We start from the raw sequence: 18,590 nt of genomic DNA, 5'->3' as shown, positions 1-18,590 counted from the left end.
TATGATATAATAAGATAGAATTCAGTATAGGCCATACGTATTCGTATGGCCTTTTAATATAGAAATGAAGGTTATTATGACAGAGGAACAATATATAACGGCGCTGACCAATAACCCACATGGGATTCGAAATATTCCAAATCCTACAGAAGCTATGCAACTTACATGTGTGGGACAAAACGGCATGTTGTTACAATATATTAAAGAACCTACTCAAAAGGTTATTGAAACGGCGCTTTCACAAGCACCACGAGCTATACAATTCGTTGAAAATCCTACAGAAGAATTGTTAAAAGCCTTAGTGGAAAAAGATTGGGCGGTTTTAGAATATATCGACAATCCGTCTGATACATTAATAAAAAGTGCGTTAGCTCAATCAGGTTGGGCTATTCGCTATATTGCGAACCCATCTGAAGAATTGCAATTAGAGGCGGTGAAGGCGAATTATGATGCCTTACAATATATCAATGCTCCAAGCGAAGCTGTGCAGTTACAAGCCGTGCAAGAGAGTTACTTAGCCTTGCGCTACATTGATGAGCCTAGCGTAGCTGTACTAGAAGCAGCAGTAAAGCAAGATCCACAGGCAATGCGTCAGATTACAAACCTCACTAAGAACTTGGCCTTGCATTTATTTAAGGTAAGTGCGGCTATCGTCGGTTATATACCTAATACATTGAGCGTTACGGTAGACGAAATCAAAGATATAATTCTAGATGCCATTTCTAGCGATACCGTTGATGAAGACTATGTACGCGAGTTAATCAACAATAAAGCTATCGGTGGACGTCAATCCAAATGGCCTATTGATATATTGTCACTTATTGATAGGTATGGTACTAGAACTGTTAAGAAAATTGCAGTAGGCGAATATTTGAGATATTAGAACGGAGATACAATGAACTTTATAGATACAATGGCAAGCGTTGAGTTAGTGCTTGCTGCTAATCAAGTACCCTTGCTCGTCGGTGAGACGGGTATAGGTAAAACCTCTCTCGCAGCGCGCGTTGCAGAGGTACATAATTGGGAATTAGTAACTATTGACGGAAACCTTTTAAAAGAAGGTGAAATTGGTGGCTTGCCTACAGTAGAAACGGTGACTCATACGGATGGTCATGGCAATACACGGGATGTAAAAACTACAGTATACGCTGTGCATCATACATTGGAACATGTGGCACAAGCCGTAGATAAAGGGCGCCAAGTATTACTGTTTATCGACGAAATTAACCGCGCAGAACATGCAGTTCAACAAGAATTGATGAACCTTATTCTAAACCGTGAAATTAATGGCTTTTCTTTAAGTGATCAAGTGCGCATCATCGCCGCTATGAACCCTGAGGATTCCTTTGATTACCAAACGATTGACATGGACCCGGCACAGCAAAACCGTTTTGTATGGCTTTATATGAATGCTGATTATATGCAATGGATTGACTGGGCTATTGGTGCTGGTATTGAAGAAAAGGTTATTGAATTTATTTCTTCCTATCCAGAATATTTAAATCAACGTCACGAAGACGATATCGATGCCACACCTCGTTCCTTTGAACGCGTGTCCGGTCTATATAGAATTTATAAGAATCAAGAGGGCACAAGCTATAGTCGTGACGTATTTATGAATGTTATCCGCGGTAACGTAGGTAAACTCATTGCGGAGGCTTTTGTAAACTTTATCGAGTCCGACCAAGAACCTCTTATTACCTTTGATGATGTATTGGCGGCGGTTCAAAAACCAGGTGCTATTATGTCTATGGCTGAGCAGGTTAAAGGTGAAAGCCCAACTCGCCTTTATGTAGCAGCAAAAAATATGTTGCATCGTTTAAATCGCAATAGCAATGCGCAGGAAGTACATCACTTTGTGGAGTTTTTAACTTTGTATCCAGGGGATTTGCGCGTAGCGGTTATGAAAGATCTTCGTAATACGTATGAGCGTGTTTACGCTTATGCTATTGAAGATGACCTTTTTGTAGATACTTTCTTTGACGCGCAAAAATAATTTTATGTGCGTAGTTAACCAAATCGAAGCTATATATAGATAATCGACTGTAGTAAATTATTAATTATTATGCTAATTGATATATGGCATATGACATATATTAAATTTGTTTTCTAAAGAAAAGGAGGTGTAAATATGCAACGAAACTTAGATAAGGACGATATACGTGATGCGTCGGATTTACTGACTCATATCGATGGCTGGGAAAAAACGGGTTCTTATGATGCGGAGGCTATCGAGGCTCTTGATCGATGGCATGCGAAACGAGAGCGCATACATCGCGAAGCAGAGGCTTTGTATACGCAAATATACGCATCCTATGAGGCCTATGTAGATAGCTATGAAGAACAACATCATAGCATGGCGCCTGAACGCATAGCGGCCGATCTTATGAACCATAATATGTCGGATAGCCATATAGGTACCATCGGTCGTGCTCTTGAAGACGTACAAGTGGAGGGGACAGACCTTTCCGTTATGCAGCAAGCGATAATGACACCTGCCTATGAGCAACGGTTGTGGAACATATTACATGATGTAAACAGTCTGCTCCTTGAAGAGGACCAATTCTTTGGTTACTTTTACTTACAAATGACTCATCGCATTCGCTTTGATATGGCCAGTGCTTTTGGTATTAATCTTAAACAGGGCGGATATGTATTATATGTAAATCCCTTTATCTTGTTACGCCAATCACCTGATGTGATGAAGGATGGTATTAAGCGTGAAGTTCTTCATATCATTTCTGCTCATTTGATGCGGGTAAAAGCACTGAGCCAAGGCTTTCACAAAACAGCAGTCCATATGGCTATGGACATGGTCGTAAACGATTACCTTGAACATGTAGACCGTGATGCAGTAACGGTAGCCAATGTAAATGCGCGCTTTGGTTTGTTATTAAAGCGTTTCCGTACCATTGAATACTATGCGAAGGCTATTGATAATGTTATGAAAGAAAAAACAGACCTCTTTGTGCCTATCGATAACGCAGATACGGCGATTGCTATGAAGTTTGACCCTCAAACTAGCCATGATATTTGGGATGAATCTGATTCTATTGATACAGACACGATGGACCAAATCACAGAGCGCTATATCAACGAAGCTTCAAAGGGTGATATGGAAGGCTATGTGAAAAGTCTTATCGATACATTCCAAAAGACACGCCGCGCCTTGCCATGGTATTTTTATCTCAAAAAGTTGATGGGCAAGGTAGCGAGTGGATATAAAAAAACGACGATGCGTCGTAATCGTCGTCAGCCTGAGCGCTTGGAGTTGTCAGGTACATTGCGCCAACATAAGGCAAATGTATGGGTTGCTCTCGATATGAGTGGTAGTATAACTGATGTGGAGTTTACGAATGCCTTAGAGCAAGTGTTACAAATCGTGCATGCCTATAACCATCGCATTACCGTTGTAGAATGTGATAATGAGGTGCGCCGCACCTATACGATGGAATCCGTGAAGGATGTGAAGCCGCGCCTTGATGTGCGTGGTGCAACAGCCTTTACCCCTGTATTCTCTCTGGCTAATCAAAACCGTGTAGATTTACTTGTATACTTTACAGATGGCGAAGGGGAAGAGCGACTACGAGAGGCGCCAAGAGGCTATAAGGTGCTGTGGGTGTTGACCGGTGAGAACCCACAACTATCTTTGCATACCCCATACGGCCTGGTTCGTGAACTCGGCTATGTTGGTATTGATGAAACTCAAGATATTGATGAGTTTGTACGCATGGCTAACCGTGGGGGCTTTTCTATGGCAAATCAAGAGATTTAGTCTATTAGAATGCAATTTTTTATGGGTTTGATTTTGAACCAAGACGATATACAAAAATGACGCAATCCTTTGGATTGCGTCATTTTTAGGTCTGTAGATTTTGTATTAGCTATTAAGCTCAATAGAGGAACCTGGATCGATAATGAGTGCTGTTTGGTTATACTTGCCCTCTACTAGGCTTGTAAATACACCTGGTTCGCGGTCGATAACAGGCCATGTTTTGTAGTGAATTGGAATGGAAATACGTGCTTTTACATAAGAAGCAGCAAGAGCTGCATCTTCAACCCCCATTGTGTAATTATCACCGATAGGAAGAAGGGCGTAATCAATTTCACCAAAACGATTTAATAATTTCATATCGCTAAAGAGTGCTGTATCACCAGCGAAGTATAGGATATCCCCGTAGAAATCTACGATACAACCTGCAGCGTGACCGCCAGGGATGCCAGAGCCGTGGAAGGCAGGAACCATTCGAACAGAACCGAATTCAAAGTCGAACTTGCCTCCTAAATGCATGGCGTGCGTACGACAACCGGCCGCTGCCGCTTTACCCGCCACCTCAGCAGTAGAAATAACGAGTGCATCATTTGCTTTGGCAATAAAATCTGTATCGCCATAGTGATCATCATGACCATGACTGACAAAGATATATTGGCATTTGATATCTTCTCTTTTAGCGATATTCCATGTATTGCCGGTTAAAAATGGATCAAAAATCATGGATACATCGCCATGTGTGAGCATAAAGCAAGCGTGACCAAAATAAGTTAGTTTTGTTTTCATAGGAACACTTCCTTCCTTGTACATACAATTCTTAATTCTATTGTATAATATAATAAATGAAAATAAAACTATTGGTGATAATTTATACATAATTAGTAAGGATGTATTATGGATTTAACACATTTTGATCAAGATGGAAATGCTTGGATGGTAGATGTATCAGATAAGGATATTACAACTCGTACTGCCGTGGCAGAAGGCTTTATTGCTATTAATGATGCCATTTATGAGCGTATCGAGGCGGGAACAATAAAAAAGGGGGATGTTCTTAGTGTGGCTCAATTGGCAGCTATTATGGGGGCGAAACAGACGAGTAATCTAATTCCCCTTTGTCATCCGTTAGCATTGACTAAGGTAGAGGTGCATTGTACTCTTGTTGATGGTGAAAGTCCTGCCTGTACGGATGCTACACATAATCGTGCTGTTAAGGTTCGGGCTACCGTAAAAACGACGGGAAAGACAGGTGTTGAAATGGAAGCACTTACAGCGGTTCAAGTAGGACTTTTAACAGTCTACGATATGTGCAAAGCTATTGATAAAGGGATGATTATAGGTCCTACATATCTTGTAGAAAAAGAAGGCGGGAAAAGTGGACATTTTGTCCGTTCCTTTGTAGAATAATATAGATATAAAGAATAGGGGATTGAAAATGGAAATAGTACTTTATGAGCCTGAAATTCCAGGTAATACAGGAAATATAGCGCGTTTATGCGCCGCCAATCATATGACCTTACATCTGATCAAACCCCTTGGCTTTTCTATTGATGACAAGCATGTAAAACGGGCTGGCCTTGATTACTGGCACTTGGTAGATGTACAGGTACATGAAAATATTCAAGAATTATATGAGAAATATCCTGATCGTAGATATTTCTATGCTACTACCAAAGCAAAGCATACTCATTCCGAGGTGAAATATGAAATTGGTGATATGCTCGTTTTTGGCCCTGAAACAAGAGGATTGCCTGAAAGTTTATTAGATGGTAAAGAGGATACATGCATTCGTATACCCATGGTAGATGAAGCACGCTCTCTGAACCTTTCTAATGCGGTGGCAATCATAGCTTATGAAGGTATGCGCCAACTTGATTATCCAGACCTTAAGGCTGAAGGCAATTGGATTCAATCAAAATAAATAGACTTTTACAATTGAGGAATATATTATACTTATGTGTTAGGAGACCTACCAAATCTATATGACCGGTAGCGATTTTAACGGTGTTGTTTGGAGGAGGATATTATGAACTACGATAAAGCTCATGATTTAGCTCACGCAATGCGTGAATCCGAAGAGTACAAAGAGTTAATGGCTGCTCAGGAAGCAGTGAAAGCAGATGCAGTAGCAACGGGGTTGGTTCGCACATTTATGGCACAACAAATGCAATGGGAATATGCTAAGTTGTCTGGTGCTCCTGAAGCAGATGAGTTGCAAAAGAAGCAAGAGGAATTGATGCCTCAAATTCAAGAAAATGCTGCAGCGACTGCTTATTTGCAAGCGCAAATGCGTTGGAGCCAGATTTCTAATGATATTTACAAAATCATTAGCGAACCAATCACTGAGGGGATGAAAGTGTTAGATCATGGCGAACAACAACTACAACATTAAGGTATTACAAACCGCTTTATTAGAAAAATTACCAAGTACACGTGTACGCGAGCAGGAGCTCCTTTGTCATCATACGACATTCAAAATTGGAGGACCTGCGGATTTATTTATTGAACCTACTACGATGGCAGAACTTAGTTTTACGCTTCGTACCATTCACGAATTAGATGTGCCTGTAACTATTATTGGTTGTGGATCTAATATTTTGGTGAAAGACGGAGGTATCCGCGGTGCTGTCGTATCAGTTCGACATATGACTCAAATTATGGACTGTAACGAAAACACATTGTGCATTGGTTCCGGGTATATGTTAAAAGATGCTTCTGAATTTGCTTGGGAGAATAGTTTATCTGGTCTTGAATTTGCTATTGGTATTCCAGGCACACTTGGTGGTGCCGTATTTATGAATGCAGGTGCTTATGACGGGGAAATGAGCCATGTAGTTACTGCAGTGAGAGCCGTGGATTTCCAAGGAAATATTAAAGAGTATGACGCATCTCACCTGGACTTTGCTTATCGTCATAGTGTATTCCACGATAATCATGAAGTTATTGGGGAAGTCATTATGACACTCAAACCAGGCGACAAGGATGCCATCAAGGCACGTATGGATGAGTTAACAGAAAAACGTGAATCAAAGCAACCTTTGGAATATGCCAGTGCAGGTTCAACCTTTAAGCGCCCACCAGGGTACTTTGCAGGTACATTGATTGAACAAACAGGCCTAAAAGGTTTGTCTGTAGGTGATGCGCAAGTATCTCATAAGCATGCTGGCTTTGTAATCAATACAGGTAGTGCAAGTGCGAAGGATGTACTTGACCTGATTAGTGAGGTACAACGTCGTGTGTATGATCAACATGGTGTACATCTCGAACCAGAAGTACGCATGATTGGTGAAGATTAATACAAATTAAATACTAATATAAGATTTCTTATGTAATGTTACTCTTTTAAGGATGACGGATTCATAAGAAATCTTTTTTTATAGTTTTTAAAAGAGTATGATAGGTTTATAGTTAGTTCATATTTTGGAGGCGATGATATGAATACTTTGTTGGCCCAGGAGATTTATGATAAAGCGCTAGCGTGTGGGTATGACAATTGTGGTATAGTGCCTCTTGATGCACTTGATTTTTATAAAGAACGGTTGATAAAGCGTTTAGAAGATGTACCTGAAAGTAAAGAGGTATATGCGCATAGTAAAGATTTTTTAGCATTAAAAGAAAAGTATCCTTGGGCACAATCCATAGTGGTTTGTACTGAATATTTTGGTGATTATAAGTTTCCTGTATCTCTTCGAAACCGATATGCAAAAGGGTTGTTGTTATCTTTGTCAAATATTCCTCACAGTGATGAGTTTAAACGACGGCAATCTTTTGAAGTCTGGCTTGGTGAAAATAGAATACGATATATTGGCGGTGAAACGGCGAAACCTGCCGGAATTATTCCGTTGCGGCCCGCTTCGGTAGCAGCTGGTTTAGGCATTTATCGAAAAAATAATTTTTTTTATGGACCTAAAGGTTCTAGCTATGAACTGGTAGGCTATTTAATTGATGAGTCCTGTGAGTATATTCAACAGTTAGAGATACCACCATGTCCGGATTCTTGTAATTTATGTCAGCAAGGGTGTAGGACAAAATCCTTATCTGCACCGTTTACTATGAATCCGTTAACCTGTGTATCTTTTATTAATACATTCGGTGATGGTAAGTTACCGGATGGTGTCACAGACGATATGCTGGAGGCGTGGATATTAGGTTGTGATAACTGCCAGGATGCATGCCCTTTTAATGCAGACCATGACTGGAGCATAGGGCTGGATTATCCCGGACTTGATGAATTAGAGCCGTTGCTACAGCCAGAATATATTTTGAAAGCCTCTGATGTGGAGATTATAAAAAAGCTGATTCCTAAATTTTGTTTCCATTTAACAGATAAACAAATTCCGTTGTTGCGTAAATCTGCTAAGCGGGCGATAGCGCGTAAATAGGTTTTTGTCTTAAGATGAGTCAAAAGTATAATCAAATGTTGAAATTGCCATGATTAGAATAGGTGTACTATTTTGACTTTTTTCTATAGACTGCGTTATAATTAACTGTTGCCATTTTTGGAAAATATACCTACATAGCTTCTTTCACAGAGGCTATGTGATATAGAATATACTGAAAGAATTAAAGGGAGGATCTTATGATTCGCGAAAATCTTCGTAATGTAGCGATTATCGCCCACGTTGACCATGGTAAAACTACTTTGGTGGACGCATTATTAAAACAAAGCCATGTGTTCCGTGAGAATGAAAAGGTAGCAGAACGCGTAATGGACTCCAACGACTTGGAACGTGAACGCGGTATTACTATTTTGTCTAAAAACACTGCTGTTATGCATGATGGCATCAAAATCAACATCGTTGATACTCCAGGCCATGCTGATTTCGGCGGCGAAGTGGAACGCGTACTTAACATGGTTGATGGCGTATTGCTTCTCGTAGATGCTTACGAAGGTCCAATGCCTCAAACTAAATACGTTTTGCGTAAAGCATTAGAGCAAAAATTGAAACCAATCGTAGTTATCAATAAAATCGACCGTCCTGACCAACGTGTTAAAGAGGTTGAGGATGAAGTCCTTGAATTGTTTATGGAACTTGAAGCTGACGATGATCAACTCGATTTCCCTGTAGTTTACGCATCTGCCCGTTCCGGTGTTTCCAAAACCAATTGGGATGACGAAGCTGTAAATATGGAACCGTTATTCAAGGCATTGATCGACGAAATTCCTGCACCACAAGGTGATATGGAAGGCCCTCTTCAATTCATGGTAACTACACTTGATTACGATAACTTCATCGGTAAAATCGCCGTAGGTCGTATCGTTCGCGGTAAAATGAAAACCAACCAACAAGTGGCTATCATGAATGGTGAAAGTACTCGTAAAGCGAAAATTGGTCGTGTGTACACATACAATGGCTTGAACCGCGTTGAAACTGACGAAGCTGAAATGGGTGATATCATTGCTTTTGCAGGTATCGACGATATTAACATCGGCGAAACAGTAGCGGATGCTGAAAATCCTGAAGCATTACCATCCATCTCCATCGACGAACCAACATTGTCTATGGTGTTTTCCGTAAATAACTCTCCATTCGCAGGCCGCGAAGGTGAATTTGTTACATCCCGTCACTTGCGTGATCGTTTGTTCCGTGAAGTAGAAACTAACGTTTCTATGAAAGTAGAAGAAACTGATTCTGCAGATGCGTTCAAAGTATCTGGTCGTGGTGAATTGCATTTGGCAGTATTGATTGAAACTATGCGTCGTGAAGGCTACGAATTACAAGTAGGTAAACCTCGTGTAATTTTCAAAACTATTAACGACCAATTGTGTGAACCGCTCGAAGCATTGACCATCGACGTACCTCAGGAATTTATGGGTACCGTAATGGAAAATCTTGGTCAACGTAAAGCTGAGTTGACTAATATGGTTGAATTGGCCGGTTATCTTCGTATGGAATTCGTAGTTCCGGCTCGTGGCTTGATCGGTTTCCGTGCACAATTCTTAACAGCTACAAAAGGTAATGGCATCATGAACCATGTATTCCATGGTTATGCACCATATAAAGGTGAAATTCCTTCCCGTACACGTGGTGCTTTGGTAGCATTCGAAAATGGCGAAACTACTCCATATGGTTTGAACTCCGTTCAAGATCGTGGTACATTGTTCGTTGGCCCTAACCAAGACGTGTATGCAGGCCAAGTTATTGGTGAAAATACACGTGAACTTGATATGGATGTTAACCCATGTAAGAAAAAACATGTTACCAACATGCGTTCCAGTTCCTCTGATGAAGCGGTACGCTTGACTCCACCTCGTATCTTCTCCTTGGAACAAGCTCTTGAGTGGATCAACGATGATGAACTTGTTGAAGTGACACCTGAAAGCATTCGTATGCGTAAAACGATTCTTGATCGTAACGCACGTGCGAAAGCAGCAAAGAATAAAAAATAATATCTTATGCAGATATATAAAGGCGCTCCTTAAGGAGCGCCTTTTTTATCTAATCTATAAGTATTTATCTAACATATTCTTACAAGTCATATATTCATGAAAATAGGTGATAATTTTATCATTTATGATTATTGGGTATAAAAATAAGTTAATATACTAAATACGCATAATAACTTGCTGATAGGGGTATTGGTATATACGAAATATTTGTAACGCTGTATAATAATAACAAGTTTATTGAAAAAGTTATTGATTATGGAGGTTCTTATGAATAAGAAAATCTTAGCTTCTTTATTTGCAGTAGGTTTAGCTGCAGGTTGTGTGTGCTCTTCCGTTGATGCGCATGGCGTATTCTTTGCTAACCGCTTAGATGAAAAGGCGCTAGTACTTGGCGAAGGCCCTGTTGATGATGCGTATAGCCCAGAAATGGTAAAAAGCATCATTGGCTTAGATAACAATGGCATGGTAATTCCTGTACAAGTTATTAAACATGAAAAAAATGTAGTAGTTGTACCAAATGATAAATTGGGTATTACAGTAACTGACTTTGACTATGGTTATTGGACAAAAGACAAAGATGGTAAAACTGTTCATAAACCAATCTCTGAAGTACCAGGTGCTCAAAAAAGTACACATGCCATTAAATATGACGTTCACTACTGGAATGCAGAAGCAAAACCTTTCAATAATAAAGATGCTTTCATTCAAATCATTCCATCTGTTAACCCATTAACTCTTAGAAAAGGTGATACATATGAAATCCAAGTCTTGAAAGACGGTAAACCATATGCAAATGCACCTCTTATTAAAGACGTAATTAATGATCTTACTAATGAAAGCCAAGCAGATGCTAATGGTAAAGCAACTGTTACTGTAAGTGCTAACGGCCTTAACGTAGTAGGCGTTGAAGTGGGCTTCCCAACTCAAACTAAAGGTGAGCAAAATAAATACTTCAGTGCATTGTCCTTCATCATCAATCCTGAATAATATAGGATATAACTATTTACTAAGTGTGTGAAATAAACAAGACCTCCTAAGTTGGACTTAGGGGGTCTTTTTATATTTTTAGGGTGTACGTATAAATGCGTTCTGTGAGAGCCTCGTATTAAGCGGGGTAAGAAAGAGAGATTTTTATGAAATTACAACGAAATGTATCGGCTGTGATGGCTGCGTTGGTATTAACTGGAATGACCTGCTCTGCATTTGCTACAGAAATTAATGCCACAAGTGATAAAGCGGAGGAATTGCTTGGATTAACAATGGGGTCACCGGTACAAACACAACCAGAAGTTAAGCATATAGAAGATACCTTGACGGTTAATGTGCATGGTAAAAGCTTAACAGATACAGGTAAAACTAAAAATGTATCAGGTATTTATAATGGATTTGGATCACAATTGACGGTGGATAAAGATTTGATTGTACGCCTTAAAAATGATGCACCAGCCTCAAAAAGGGAACTCGGTCATTACTATATGAGCGCTGTGTATGCTGGTTACGGTGGTAAAGTGCCAAGACTCAGCAAGGACAATCCTGATAGAGATTATGGAGATACTAATATTCACGTCAAAGGCAATGTAGATATCGATGCTATCGGTGTCGGTTTACAAGCTAATCAACGTGGTCATATTATTGTTGATGGTGGTGGACGTATCATCACGCATCCTTTAGAAACTTCTGATACTTACTCTGTGGTGGCAGAAGAGGGTGATGTATACGTTAATACTGGCTCTGATGGTAAACATCCAGGGTCTAAAGAATTGGTCGCTGTTGGGAATGTAGGGTTAATTAATAAGGATTATGGACGTGATCCAAATCATAACGAAATGCCAACGAATATAGCATTAGCTTTTACAACACCTAATTCTAAACTTACGGGTGCTGTATTAAATGAATATGCTGAAAGCAATAAGAACCCTCATAATTCTGGTGCTGATATTTACTTACAAAATGGAGGGACTTGGAATAATGAATGGATTGGTATGGAGCGGCCTACCCCTAAAAGAGAACGTCCATCTGGGGATAATGCAGCATATCTATACAAGGGCAGTAAGGTTCGTAATCTCGTAGGTGGATCAAATCCAGCGGCAGCCGGTATCCTTCATCCTATCGATGCACGGCCTATTACAATTCAAAATTATAGCGGCTATGTGAATGCTGTTTATAAGGCCGGTGTTCCAGCTAGTGAAAAAGGAAAGGGGAATATTGTTGTTGAACATGCTGCAGATAATAGCCATATTACCTTGCAAGGCGATGGAGCTAATTTGACTAATGATGATAGCTACCGAAAGGAAATACAAGCCTTAGCTGATAAATTACAATATACTGGCAATGATAAAAAACTGAGCACAACAGTTCAAATCAATGAAGGGATTACTCGTCCAGGTGCTGTTGCAGAACTAGGTGCAGATCATTTTGACTCGCAGGGGCGTCTTGTTGTAAATGATACAACAAAGATTAATCGTGCTAATGAATCATCCTTAGTGAGTGGTTCAAAATCTGCTCTTACATCGACTGCTATGGCATGGAAGAGTAATACCAATGATTTACAACGCCGTTTAGGAGATCTTCGTTTAGCTAATACAAACCAAGGTGTATGGGCAAAATATATAGGCGGTAAATCTAAAATCACAGACGGTGCTGATGCACATATGACGTATAATGGGGTACAAGTCGGCTACGATCATAAGGCTTCTAATGGTTGGATTTTTGGCGGCGCTATTGATTACAGTACATCTAGTAATTCATATGCCAACGGTAGTGGTGATGGCAAACTTGGCGGCATCGCCTTGTATGGTACAAAAAAACATGATGATGGTCGTTATTTAGATATCATTGCACGTGGTAATAGATTATCCAATGATTATAAGCTCTACTCCGTAGGTGGACAACGTGTGAACGGTGATTACCATACATATGGCACATCCTTAAGCGCTGAATATGGTAAACGTATTAAGAAGGAAAATGGCTTCTACATCGATCCTAGTGTAGAATTTATTGTAGGCCGTTTGAATGGTGTATCCTATGATGCTTCTGTTGTCGGTGGTGGTTCTATGCATGTGAAAGCTGATGCTGTGAACTCTGCTGTAGGCAGATTTGGTATTGGCATTGGGAAAGAAACAGAAAAATCCAATATCTTCGCTAAATTAGCATTAGCGCATGAATTCTCTGGTAAGGTAAATACAACATATTCCGCACCAGGCAATCCAACAGTACAAACAACAGTAGATTTGAAGGATACATGGCTCGATGCTGAAATTGGTGGGTCTTGGAGTGTCCGTCCTAGTACATATCTATATGGTACATTCACTAAAAACTTTGGTGCTATCGTAGAAAATACATGGCGCATTGATGCTGGGATACGGCATAATTTTTAATTGAATATTGCATTAATGGTCCTTATAGCGTATGCTGTAAGGACCATTAGTATATAAGGAGTTTTTTATGATTAAGTTTCTATTCATTAGGAGTTATAATGGTTAATATTTTATTCATCTGTCATGGCAATATTTGCCGTTCTACGATGGCAGAGTTTTATATGAAGCATATCGTTGAGCAGGCTGGACTAAGTGATTCTATTTATATTGAGTCTGCAGCTACATCTCGTGAGGAGATAGGGAACGACACTCATTATGGGACTAAAGAGAAATTAGATGAAATGGGTATTCCCTATACTCGTCGCAAGGCACGTCAAGTGACGGTTGATGACTATCATAACTTTGATTACCTTGTTATTATGGATGAAAATAATGCGCGTAATTTAAAGCGTATCATTGGGGATGACGTAGATGCTAAGGTTTACAAGGCAATGTCTTTCGTTGGTGAAAGTCGTGATGTAAAGGATCCTTGGTATACGGGAAACTTTGACGAAACTTATGATGATGTAAGTCGTAGCTGTGATGCTCTACTAAAATTAATTAAAGAGAGGCTGTAATAAGTTGATATACAACTTAATATTAGGGGCTTTTATGTATAAACCTAGTACCCATACTTTATACTATCGAACCATAGCGTAATATGGTATAATTTTTAGGTATTCATGCGCCTATAGCTCAGGGGATAGAGCGCCGGTCTCCGGAACCGGGTGCGCAGGTTCGAATCCTGCTAGGCGCACCAAATAAAAGGCTTCTCGAAATTTCGAGAGGCCTTTTTTGTATGTATTAAGGGGAGAGAAATACATGGCGATATATGCATGAATTAGTTAGAGATAGATAAATACATGAGCTGAGGTGCTGATAAGATTTCGATATAGAGTTTTATATTTAATAATATCGAAATAACATAATAAATGTGATTTGGGTAACACATTTTGTTTTGAGAATGATGTACAATAAGGATAGCTATATGAAAATCTGAACATCCTAGCCGGAACACTAGGACATGTAGGGGAGCGTTAAATTACGTAGTGAATTTAACTAAGTGAATATTACTTATATATGTATCAATAGCCCATCCATTTAGGGATGTGGCTATTTAGAGGGGATAATATGACAAATAAAATACAAGAGCTTACCGTCAACGAAGTTTGGCGTGATGAGCAAGACGCATGGAATCATCGTTCCGAGTACTTTGTAGAAATGCACAATCGCGAGGATCGCAAGGCACAGGTCACTGATTTTTTAGCCTTCTTAAAGGATGAAAATTTATTACCTTCATCGAATGGTCGTACACTTGATGTAGGCTGTGGTGTTTGTGACTACGCACTTGGGTTAGCTCGGGAAGGCTATAAGGCGACTGGTATCGATTTATCTGATGGTATGATTCGCGGTGCTAAACAATTGGCAGAGTCAGAAGGTTTAGATCTTAGCTTATATATTGGACCTTGGTCTGATGAAACTCGTCGAGAATTAGGTTGGGATAAAAGCTTTGACTTGGCATATAGTATCTTCTGCCCGATTATGTTTGATGTAGAAAATATTCGCGCCATGCACGATGCAAGTAATGATAAATGTTTATGGATTGCATTTAGCGAACGGAGCGACGAAATGGTAGATATGTTATCTGAACATTTCTTTGGACGTGATTCTTTTCCATGGGATGGTAAGATGAAAGAGTGTTTAGATACTATCCATGAGATGGGGCATAATGTAAAAGTAATTTATAAAACGGTTCCTGAAACAGAGGTTATGTCTCTTGAAAAGGCAGTTAATTATTTTACCATGCGACTTCATAATAATGGATGGGGAGACATGGAAGACATGAAAGAAGAGATTAGAAATCTCATTGAGCCACTAGCTATTGATGGAGAAATCCATAATAAGACTGTTGATAAGGTGGCTTGGGTTTCATGGTCTGTGAAATAGGAGAGAAACATGACAGTTGATGAGAAACGTAAGTTAGAACTAAAAACTATGTACCAGATTATTGGCATCTATTGTCATAATAAGCACCACACTCCTAAAGGACAACTCTGTGAGGAGTGTCAAAAAGTTTGGCAATATGCTGAACATCGTATAGATGTATGTCCTCATATGGAAAGCAAGACCTTCTGCAGCGTGTGTAAAACGCATTGCTATGCGCCTACGTATCGTGAAAAAATACGTGAAATCATGCGCTATGGTGGACCTAGAATGTTATTTATATCACCAATTCAAGTTATTCGCCATATGTATTTAGAGTGGAAGGATAGAAAAAGGAGTCGTACTTCTTATGAAAACTGATATGATTGTAAAGACAGGAATGTTTGTAGCATTGACGGTTTTACTATCTTATATATTTGCTATTCATACTACATTTATACATATTACCTTTGGATTTTTATCAACCGCTATATTTGGTATTCTTTATGGGCCTATGGCAGCAGGTATAATGGCTGCTATTGCCTGTTTTATAGGTATGTCTTTATTTGGACAAGGGGTATTCTTTCCCGGCTTTATCATATCTGAATTTCTTGTAGGCTATGTGTATGGGTATTTTTTACACGGACGTAATGTTACATTTAAACAATTACTTTTACCGGAGACGATTGTTACTGTATGTATACATCTGATATTAAATACAATATGGCTCACAATATTTTATAACAAAGCAGTATCTGCTATATTTATTGGACGTCTTATTAAAAATATCATTTGTTTCCCTTTAGAAATTGCATTGATTTTAATTGTGTATAAAGCAGTCAGTAAGTTTATGGTACAAAAAAAGCCATAATCTTACAGTATACTAAAATGCACCCCTAACATTAGATTATATGTTAGGGGTGCATTATTATTTGTAAATATAGCGTTTTACGCGAGTGCTTTGTCCAATACAGTTTTGATTAAAGATTTTGTTTGGGCATAGCTTTCACCAGGTTGTGCCTCGTATTGTTTGTCGAGGTCGAACCATAAGTTCGGATAGTATTCATATGGGTGAGTTTTGAAGAGCTCATGAGCATCTTGATCTTCAACCCAGTTGATATGAATATCTGCGTATGCAGGATTTTCTGCAACGAGTTCATCGATAGCACGGAATGCATTAGCGCAATAAGGGCAACCGTTTAAATGGAAACCTAATATTTCTTTCATGATATTCAGTCCTTTCAAAATAGAATCTACATATATTTCTATAATTTGAGATTTTATACATATTCATGTACCACAACATATGGTACACTACTGAGTATAACATATCTATATAAGATATTCAATTTTTTAGATATATCAGATGTGAATATTGAGAATTCGATATGCATGCATTATATAAATAAGGAGATACCTATGATTTCAGGCGCACAGTATCTGGTAAAAGCCCTTCAAGAGGAGCAGGTAGAGTTTTTATTTAACTATCCTGGGGCGGCTACTATTGATATCATGGATGAATTATATAAGCAAGATAAGGTAAAAGTGATTTTGCCGCGTCATGAGCAAGCATTGGCCCATGCGGCAGATGGATATGCTCGTAGTACCGGTAAAGTAGGGGTTTGTATGGTAACCTCTGGACCTGGTGCTACAAATCTTGTGACTGGTATTGCTACTGCTTATTCTGATAGTGTTCCTCTCGTTTGTATTACAGGTCAAGTTGACTTGGGTCTGATGGGCAATGATGCGTTCCAAGAAGTAGATACTGTTGGCATTGTACGCAATATCTGTAAATATGCTGTTACCGTTCGTGATCGTAAAGAGCTTGGTCGTATTTTGAAAGAAGCCTTTTATATTGCTCGCACAGGTCGACCAGGTCCTGTGGTTGTGGATATTCCTAAAAATATTCAAAAGGCTATGGGCTCTGATGAGTATCCTACTGAGGTTAATATTCGCGGTTACAAACCAAATACCACTGTTCACGTAGGTCAAGTTAAAAAGGCCTGTTCTATTATTAGTAAAGCTAAAAGGCCTCTATTCCTATTAGGCGGTGGGGTAAGCATTAGTGGTGCTAACGACCTTATGATGGAGTTGGTTAAAAAAACAGGGATTCCTGTAGTAACAACATTGATGGGGAAAGGTGCTATTGATAGCCGTCATCCATTGTATCTTGGTAATGTAGGGATTCATGGTGGCTATGCGCCTAATGTAGCCATAACTGATTGTGACGTGATGATTTCTATTGGTACGCGCTTTAATGATCGTATTACTGGTAAACTAAGTACCTTTGCACAAAATTGTAAGATTATCCATATTGATGTAGATGCGGCGTCTATTTCTAAAAATATTAAGGTTGATATTCCAATCGTAGCAGATGCTAAATTGGCTATAGAAAAAATCTTAGAATATATTGAACCTCACGATCTTGGCGACTGGCCAAAACAATTACAGCAACTTAAGGCAGAGCGCCCTGTCACTCAAGCTGACGAAGAGGGGTTAACACCTCAAACTGTTATCGAGTACATCAATCATCATTATGAACATCCTATCGTTACAACCGATGTGGGTCAAAATCAATTGTGGACTACCCAGTTCCTTGATGTGAAAGGTCAATATCAAATGTTGACGTCTGGTGGCTTAGGGACTATGGGCTATGGTTTCCCTGCTGCATTAGGGGCGCAAATGGGAAATCCAGATAAGCGTGTATTTGCCATCTGTGGTGATGGTGGCGTGCAAATGAATATCCAAGAGTTTGCCACTGCTATGCACTACCGTTTGCCTGTGACGCTAATTATTTTAAATAATGGTTTCCTCGGAAATGTACGCCAATGGCAACAATTATTCTACGATAAACGTTACGCTTGTACGAACTTGATGATGGATGAAAGTGCCATTGTTACGCGAGACATAATCGACAATGATGAGTTTGAATATGTACCCGATTTTGTGAAATTGGCAGAAGCTTATGGCGCAAAGGCAATGCGTATTACAAAGGTAGAGGACATCGAAAAAGGATTCCAATTGGCGGATACTTTCAAAGATGGCCCTACATTACTTGAGTTTATCATTCCAACAGAACTCAATGTGTTGCCAATGGTACCAGCAGGTAAGTCTTTAAGTGATATGTTGTTGAAGGATAAAAAATAGG

The 18,590-nt window shown here is 39.4% G+C and carries 18 protein-coding genes and 1 tRNA gene; 17 read left to right on the top strand and 2 right to left on the bottom strand.

The window, feature by feature from the left end; translation table 11 throughout:
• Positions 1 to 76: 76 nt before the first annotated feature.
• The 3 genes from VPHSUH08_RS03215 (at position 77) to VPHSUH08_RS03205 (ending at position 3,775) form a co-directional block, all read left to right on the top strand.
• On the top strand, positions 77 to 883 hold the full coding sequence (locus tag VPHSUH08_RS03215; RefSeq protein ID WP_105086709.1) for a hypothetical protein: 807 nt from the start codon (positions 77 to 79) through the stop codon (positions 881 to 883).
• Positions 884 to 895: 12 nt separating this feature from the next.
• Positions 896 to 1,996: an AAA family ATPase gene (locus VPHSUH08_RS03210; RefSeq protein WP_105086708.1), complete on the top strand. Its 1,101-nt coding sequence runs from the start codon at positions 896 to 898 to the stop codon at positions 1,994 to 1,996.
• Positions 1,997 to 2,131: 135 nt separating this feature from the next.
• Positions 2,132 to 3,775, top strand: a complete 1,644-nt coding sequence (locus VPHSUH08_RS03205; protein WP_105086707.1) for a VWA-like domain-containing protein — start codon at positions 2,132 to 2,134, stop codon at positions 3,773 to 3,775.
• A 105-nt stretch (positions 3,776 to 3,880) separates the two neighbouring features.
• Here the strand turns inward: VPHSUH08_RS03205 and VPHSUH08_RS03200 are convergent, their stop codons facing one another.
• Complete coding sequence (locus VPHSUH08_RS03200) at positions 3,881 to 4,558, bottom strand: metal-dependent hydrolase (protein WP_105086706.1); 678 nt, start codon at positions 4,556 to 4,558, stop codon at positions 3,881 to 3,883.
• A gap of 108 nt (positions 4,559 to 4,666) precedes the next feature.
• Between VPHSUH08_RS03200 and moaC the strand changes: the two genes are divergently transcribed.
• From moaC to VPHSUH08_RS03135, 13 genes are all read left to right on the top strand, one after another.
• Positions 4,667 to 5,179 carry a cyclic pyranopterin monophosphate synthase MoaC gene (moaC, locus tag VPHSUH08_RS03195; protein WP_004696653.1) on the top strand — a complete coding sequence of 171 codons (513 nt, stop codon included), beginning with the start codon at positions 4,667 to 4,669 and terminating at the stop codon, positions 5,177 to 5,179.
• A 28-nt stretch (positions 5,180 to 5,207) separates the two neighbouring features.
• Positions 5,208 to 5,693: a tRNA (uridine(34)/cytosine(34)/5-carboxymethylaminomethyluridine(34)-2'-O)-methyltransferase TrmL gene (gene trmL, locus VPHSUH08_RS03190; RefSeq protein WP_004696651.1), complete on the top strand. Its 486-nt coding sequence runs from the start codon at positions 5,208 to 5,210 to the stop codon at positions 5,691 to 5,693.
• Between the two features lie 105 nt (positions 5,694 to 5,798).
• Positions 5,799 to 6,164, top strand: a complete 366-nt coding sequence (locus VPHSUH08_RS03185) for a YlbF family regulator (RefSeq protein ID WP_105086705.1) — start codon at positions 5,799 to 5,801, stop codon at positions 6,162 to 6,164.
• Positions 6,139 to 7,068, top strand: coding sequence for a UDP-N-acetylmuramate dehydrogenase (gene murB / locus VPHSUH08_RS03180; protein ID WP_105086704.1), 930 nt, complete (start codon positions 6,139 to 6,141; stop codon positions 7,066 to 7,068). Before VPHSUH08_RS03185 ends, murB begins: the two co-directional genes overlap by 26 nt.
• A 138-nt stretch (positions 7,069 to 7,206) precedes the next feature.
• Positions 7,207 to 8,154: an epoxyqueuosine reductase gene (locus VPHSUH08_RS03175; RefSeq protein ID WP_105086703.1), complete on the top strand. Its 948-nt coding sequence runs from the start codon at positions 7,207 to 7,209 to the stop codon at positions 8,152 to 8,154.
• A 197-nt stretch (positions 8,155 to 8,351) separates the two neighbouring features.
• Positions 8,352 to 10,163 (top strand): translational GTPase TypA, encoded by a 1,812-nt coding sequence (typA, locus tag VPHSUH08_RS03170; RefSeq protein ID WP_105086702.1) that lies wholly within the window; start codon positions 8,352 to 8,354, stop codon positions 10,161 to 10,163.
• 267 nt (positions 10,164 to 10,430) lie between these two features.
• On the top strand, positions 10,431 to 11,150 hold the full coding sequence (locus tag VPHSUH08_RS03165; RefSeq protein WP_004696641.1) for a DUF4198 domain-containing protein: 720 nt from the start codon (positions 10,431 to 10,433) through the stop codon (positions 11,148 to 11,150).
• Between the two features lie 146 nt (positions 11,151 to 11,296).
• Positions 11,297 to 13,540, top strand: a complete 2,244-nt coding sequence (locus tag VPHSUH08_RS03160; RefSeq protein WP_105086701.1) for an autotransporter outer membrane beta-barrel domain-containing protein — start codon at positions 11,297 to 11,299, stop codon at positions 13,538 to 13,540.
• A 98-nt stretch (positions 13,541 to 13,638) separates the two neighbouring features.
• Entirely contained in the window at positions 13,639 to 14,097 is a 459-nt protein-coding gene (locus VPHSUH08_RS03155) for a low molecular weight protein-tyrosine-phosphatase (RefSeq protein WP_004696636.1), read from the top strand.
• A gap of 107 nt (positions 14,098 to 14,204) precedes the next feature.
• Positions 14,205 to 14,279 (top strand) — tRNA-Arg (locus tag VPHSUH08_RS03150).
• A 371-nt stretch (positions 14,280 to 14,650) separates the two neighbouring features.
• A complete protein-coding gene (locus VPHSUH08_RS03145; protein WP_004696635.1) occupies positions 14,651 to 15,466 on the top strand; it encodes a class I SAM-dependent methyltransferase in 816 nt (271 codons plus the stop codon).
• 9 nt (positions 15,467 to 15,475) lie between these two features.
• Positions 15,476 to 15,823 (top strand): nitrous oxide-stimulated promoter family protein, encoded by a 348-nt coding sequence (locus tag VPHSUH08_RS03140; RefSeq protein WP_004696632.1) that lies wholly within the window; start codon positions 15,476 to 15,478, stop codon positions 15,821 to 15,823.
• Positions 15,813 to 16,313, top strand: coding sequence for a folate family ECF transporter S component (locus tag VPHSUH08_RS03135; RefSeq protein WP_004696629.1), 501 nt, complete (start codon positions 15,813 to 15,815; stop codon positions 16,311 to 16,313). The genes VPHSUH08_RS03140 and VPHSUH08_RS03135 overlap by 11 nt, the downstream gene beginning before the upstream one ends.
• A 77-nt stretch (positions 16,314 to 16,390) precedes the next feature.
• Here VPHSUH08_RS03135 and VPHSUH08_RS03130 read toward each other — a convergent pair whose 3' ends face one another.
• The gene (locus tag VPHSUH08_RS03130) at positions 16,391 to 16,669 is read right to left on the bottom strand and encodes a hypothetical protein (RefSeq protein WP_004696628.1); all 279 of its coding nucleotides are present in this window, start codon (positions 16,667 to 16,669) and stop codon (positions 16,391 to 16,393) included.
• Positions 16,670 to 16,861: 192 nt separating this feature from the next.
• Here VPHSUH08_RS03130 and ilvB point away from each other — a divergent pair, with 192 nt between their 5' ends.
• Positions 16,862 to 18,589, top strand: coding sequence for a biosynthetic-type acetolactate synthase large subunit (gene ilvB / locus VPHSUH08_RS03125; RefSeq protein ID WP_004698611.1), 1,728 nt, complete (start codon positions 16,862 to 16,864; stop codon positions 18,587 to 18,589).
• The last annotated feature ends 1 nt before the right edge of the window (position 18,590 follow it).

The organism is Veillonella sp. S13054-11 (genome assembly GCF_002959795.1).
In the GTDB taxonomy this organism is placed as follows: domain Bacteria; phylum Bacillota; class Negativicutes; order Veillonellales; family Veillonellaceae; genus Veillonella; species Veillonella parvula_E.
The sequence above is the reverse complement of the archived record's forward strand: the minus strand, read 5'-3'. Positions and strand labels throughout refer to the sequence as shown.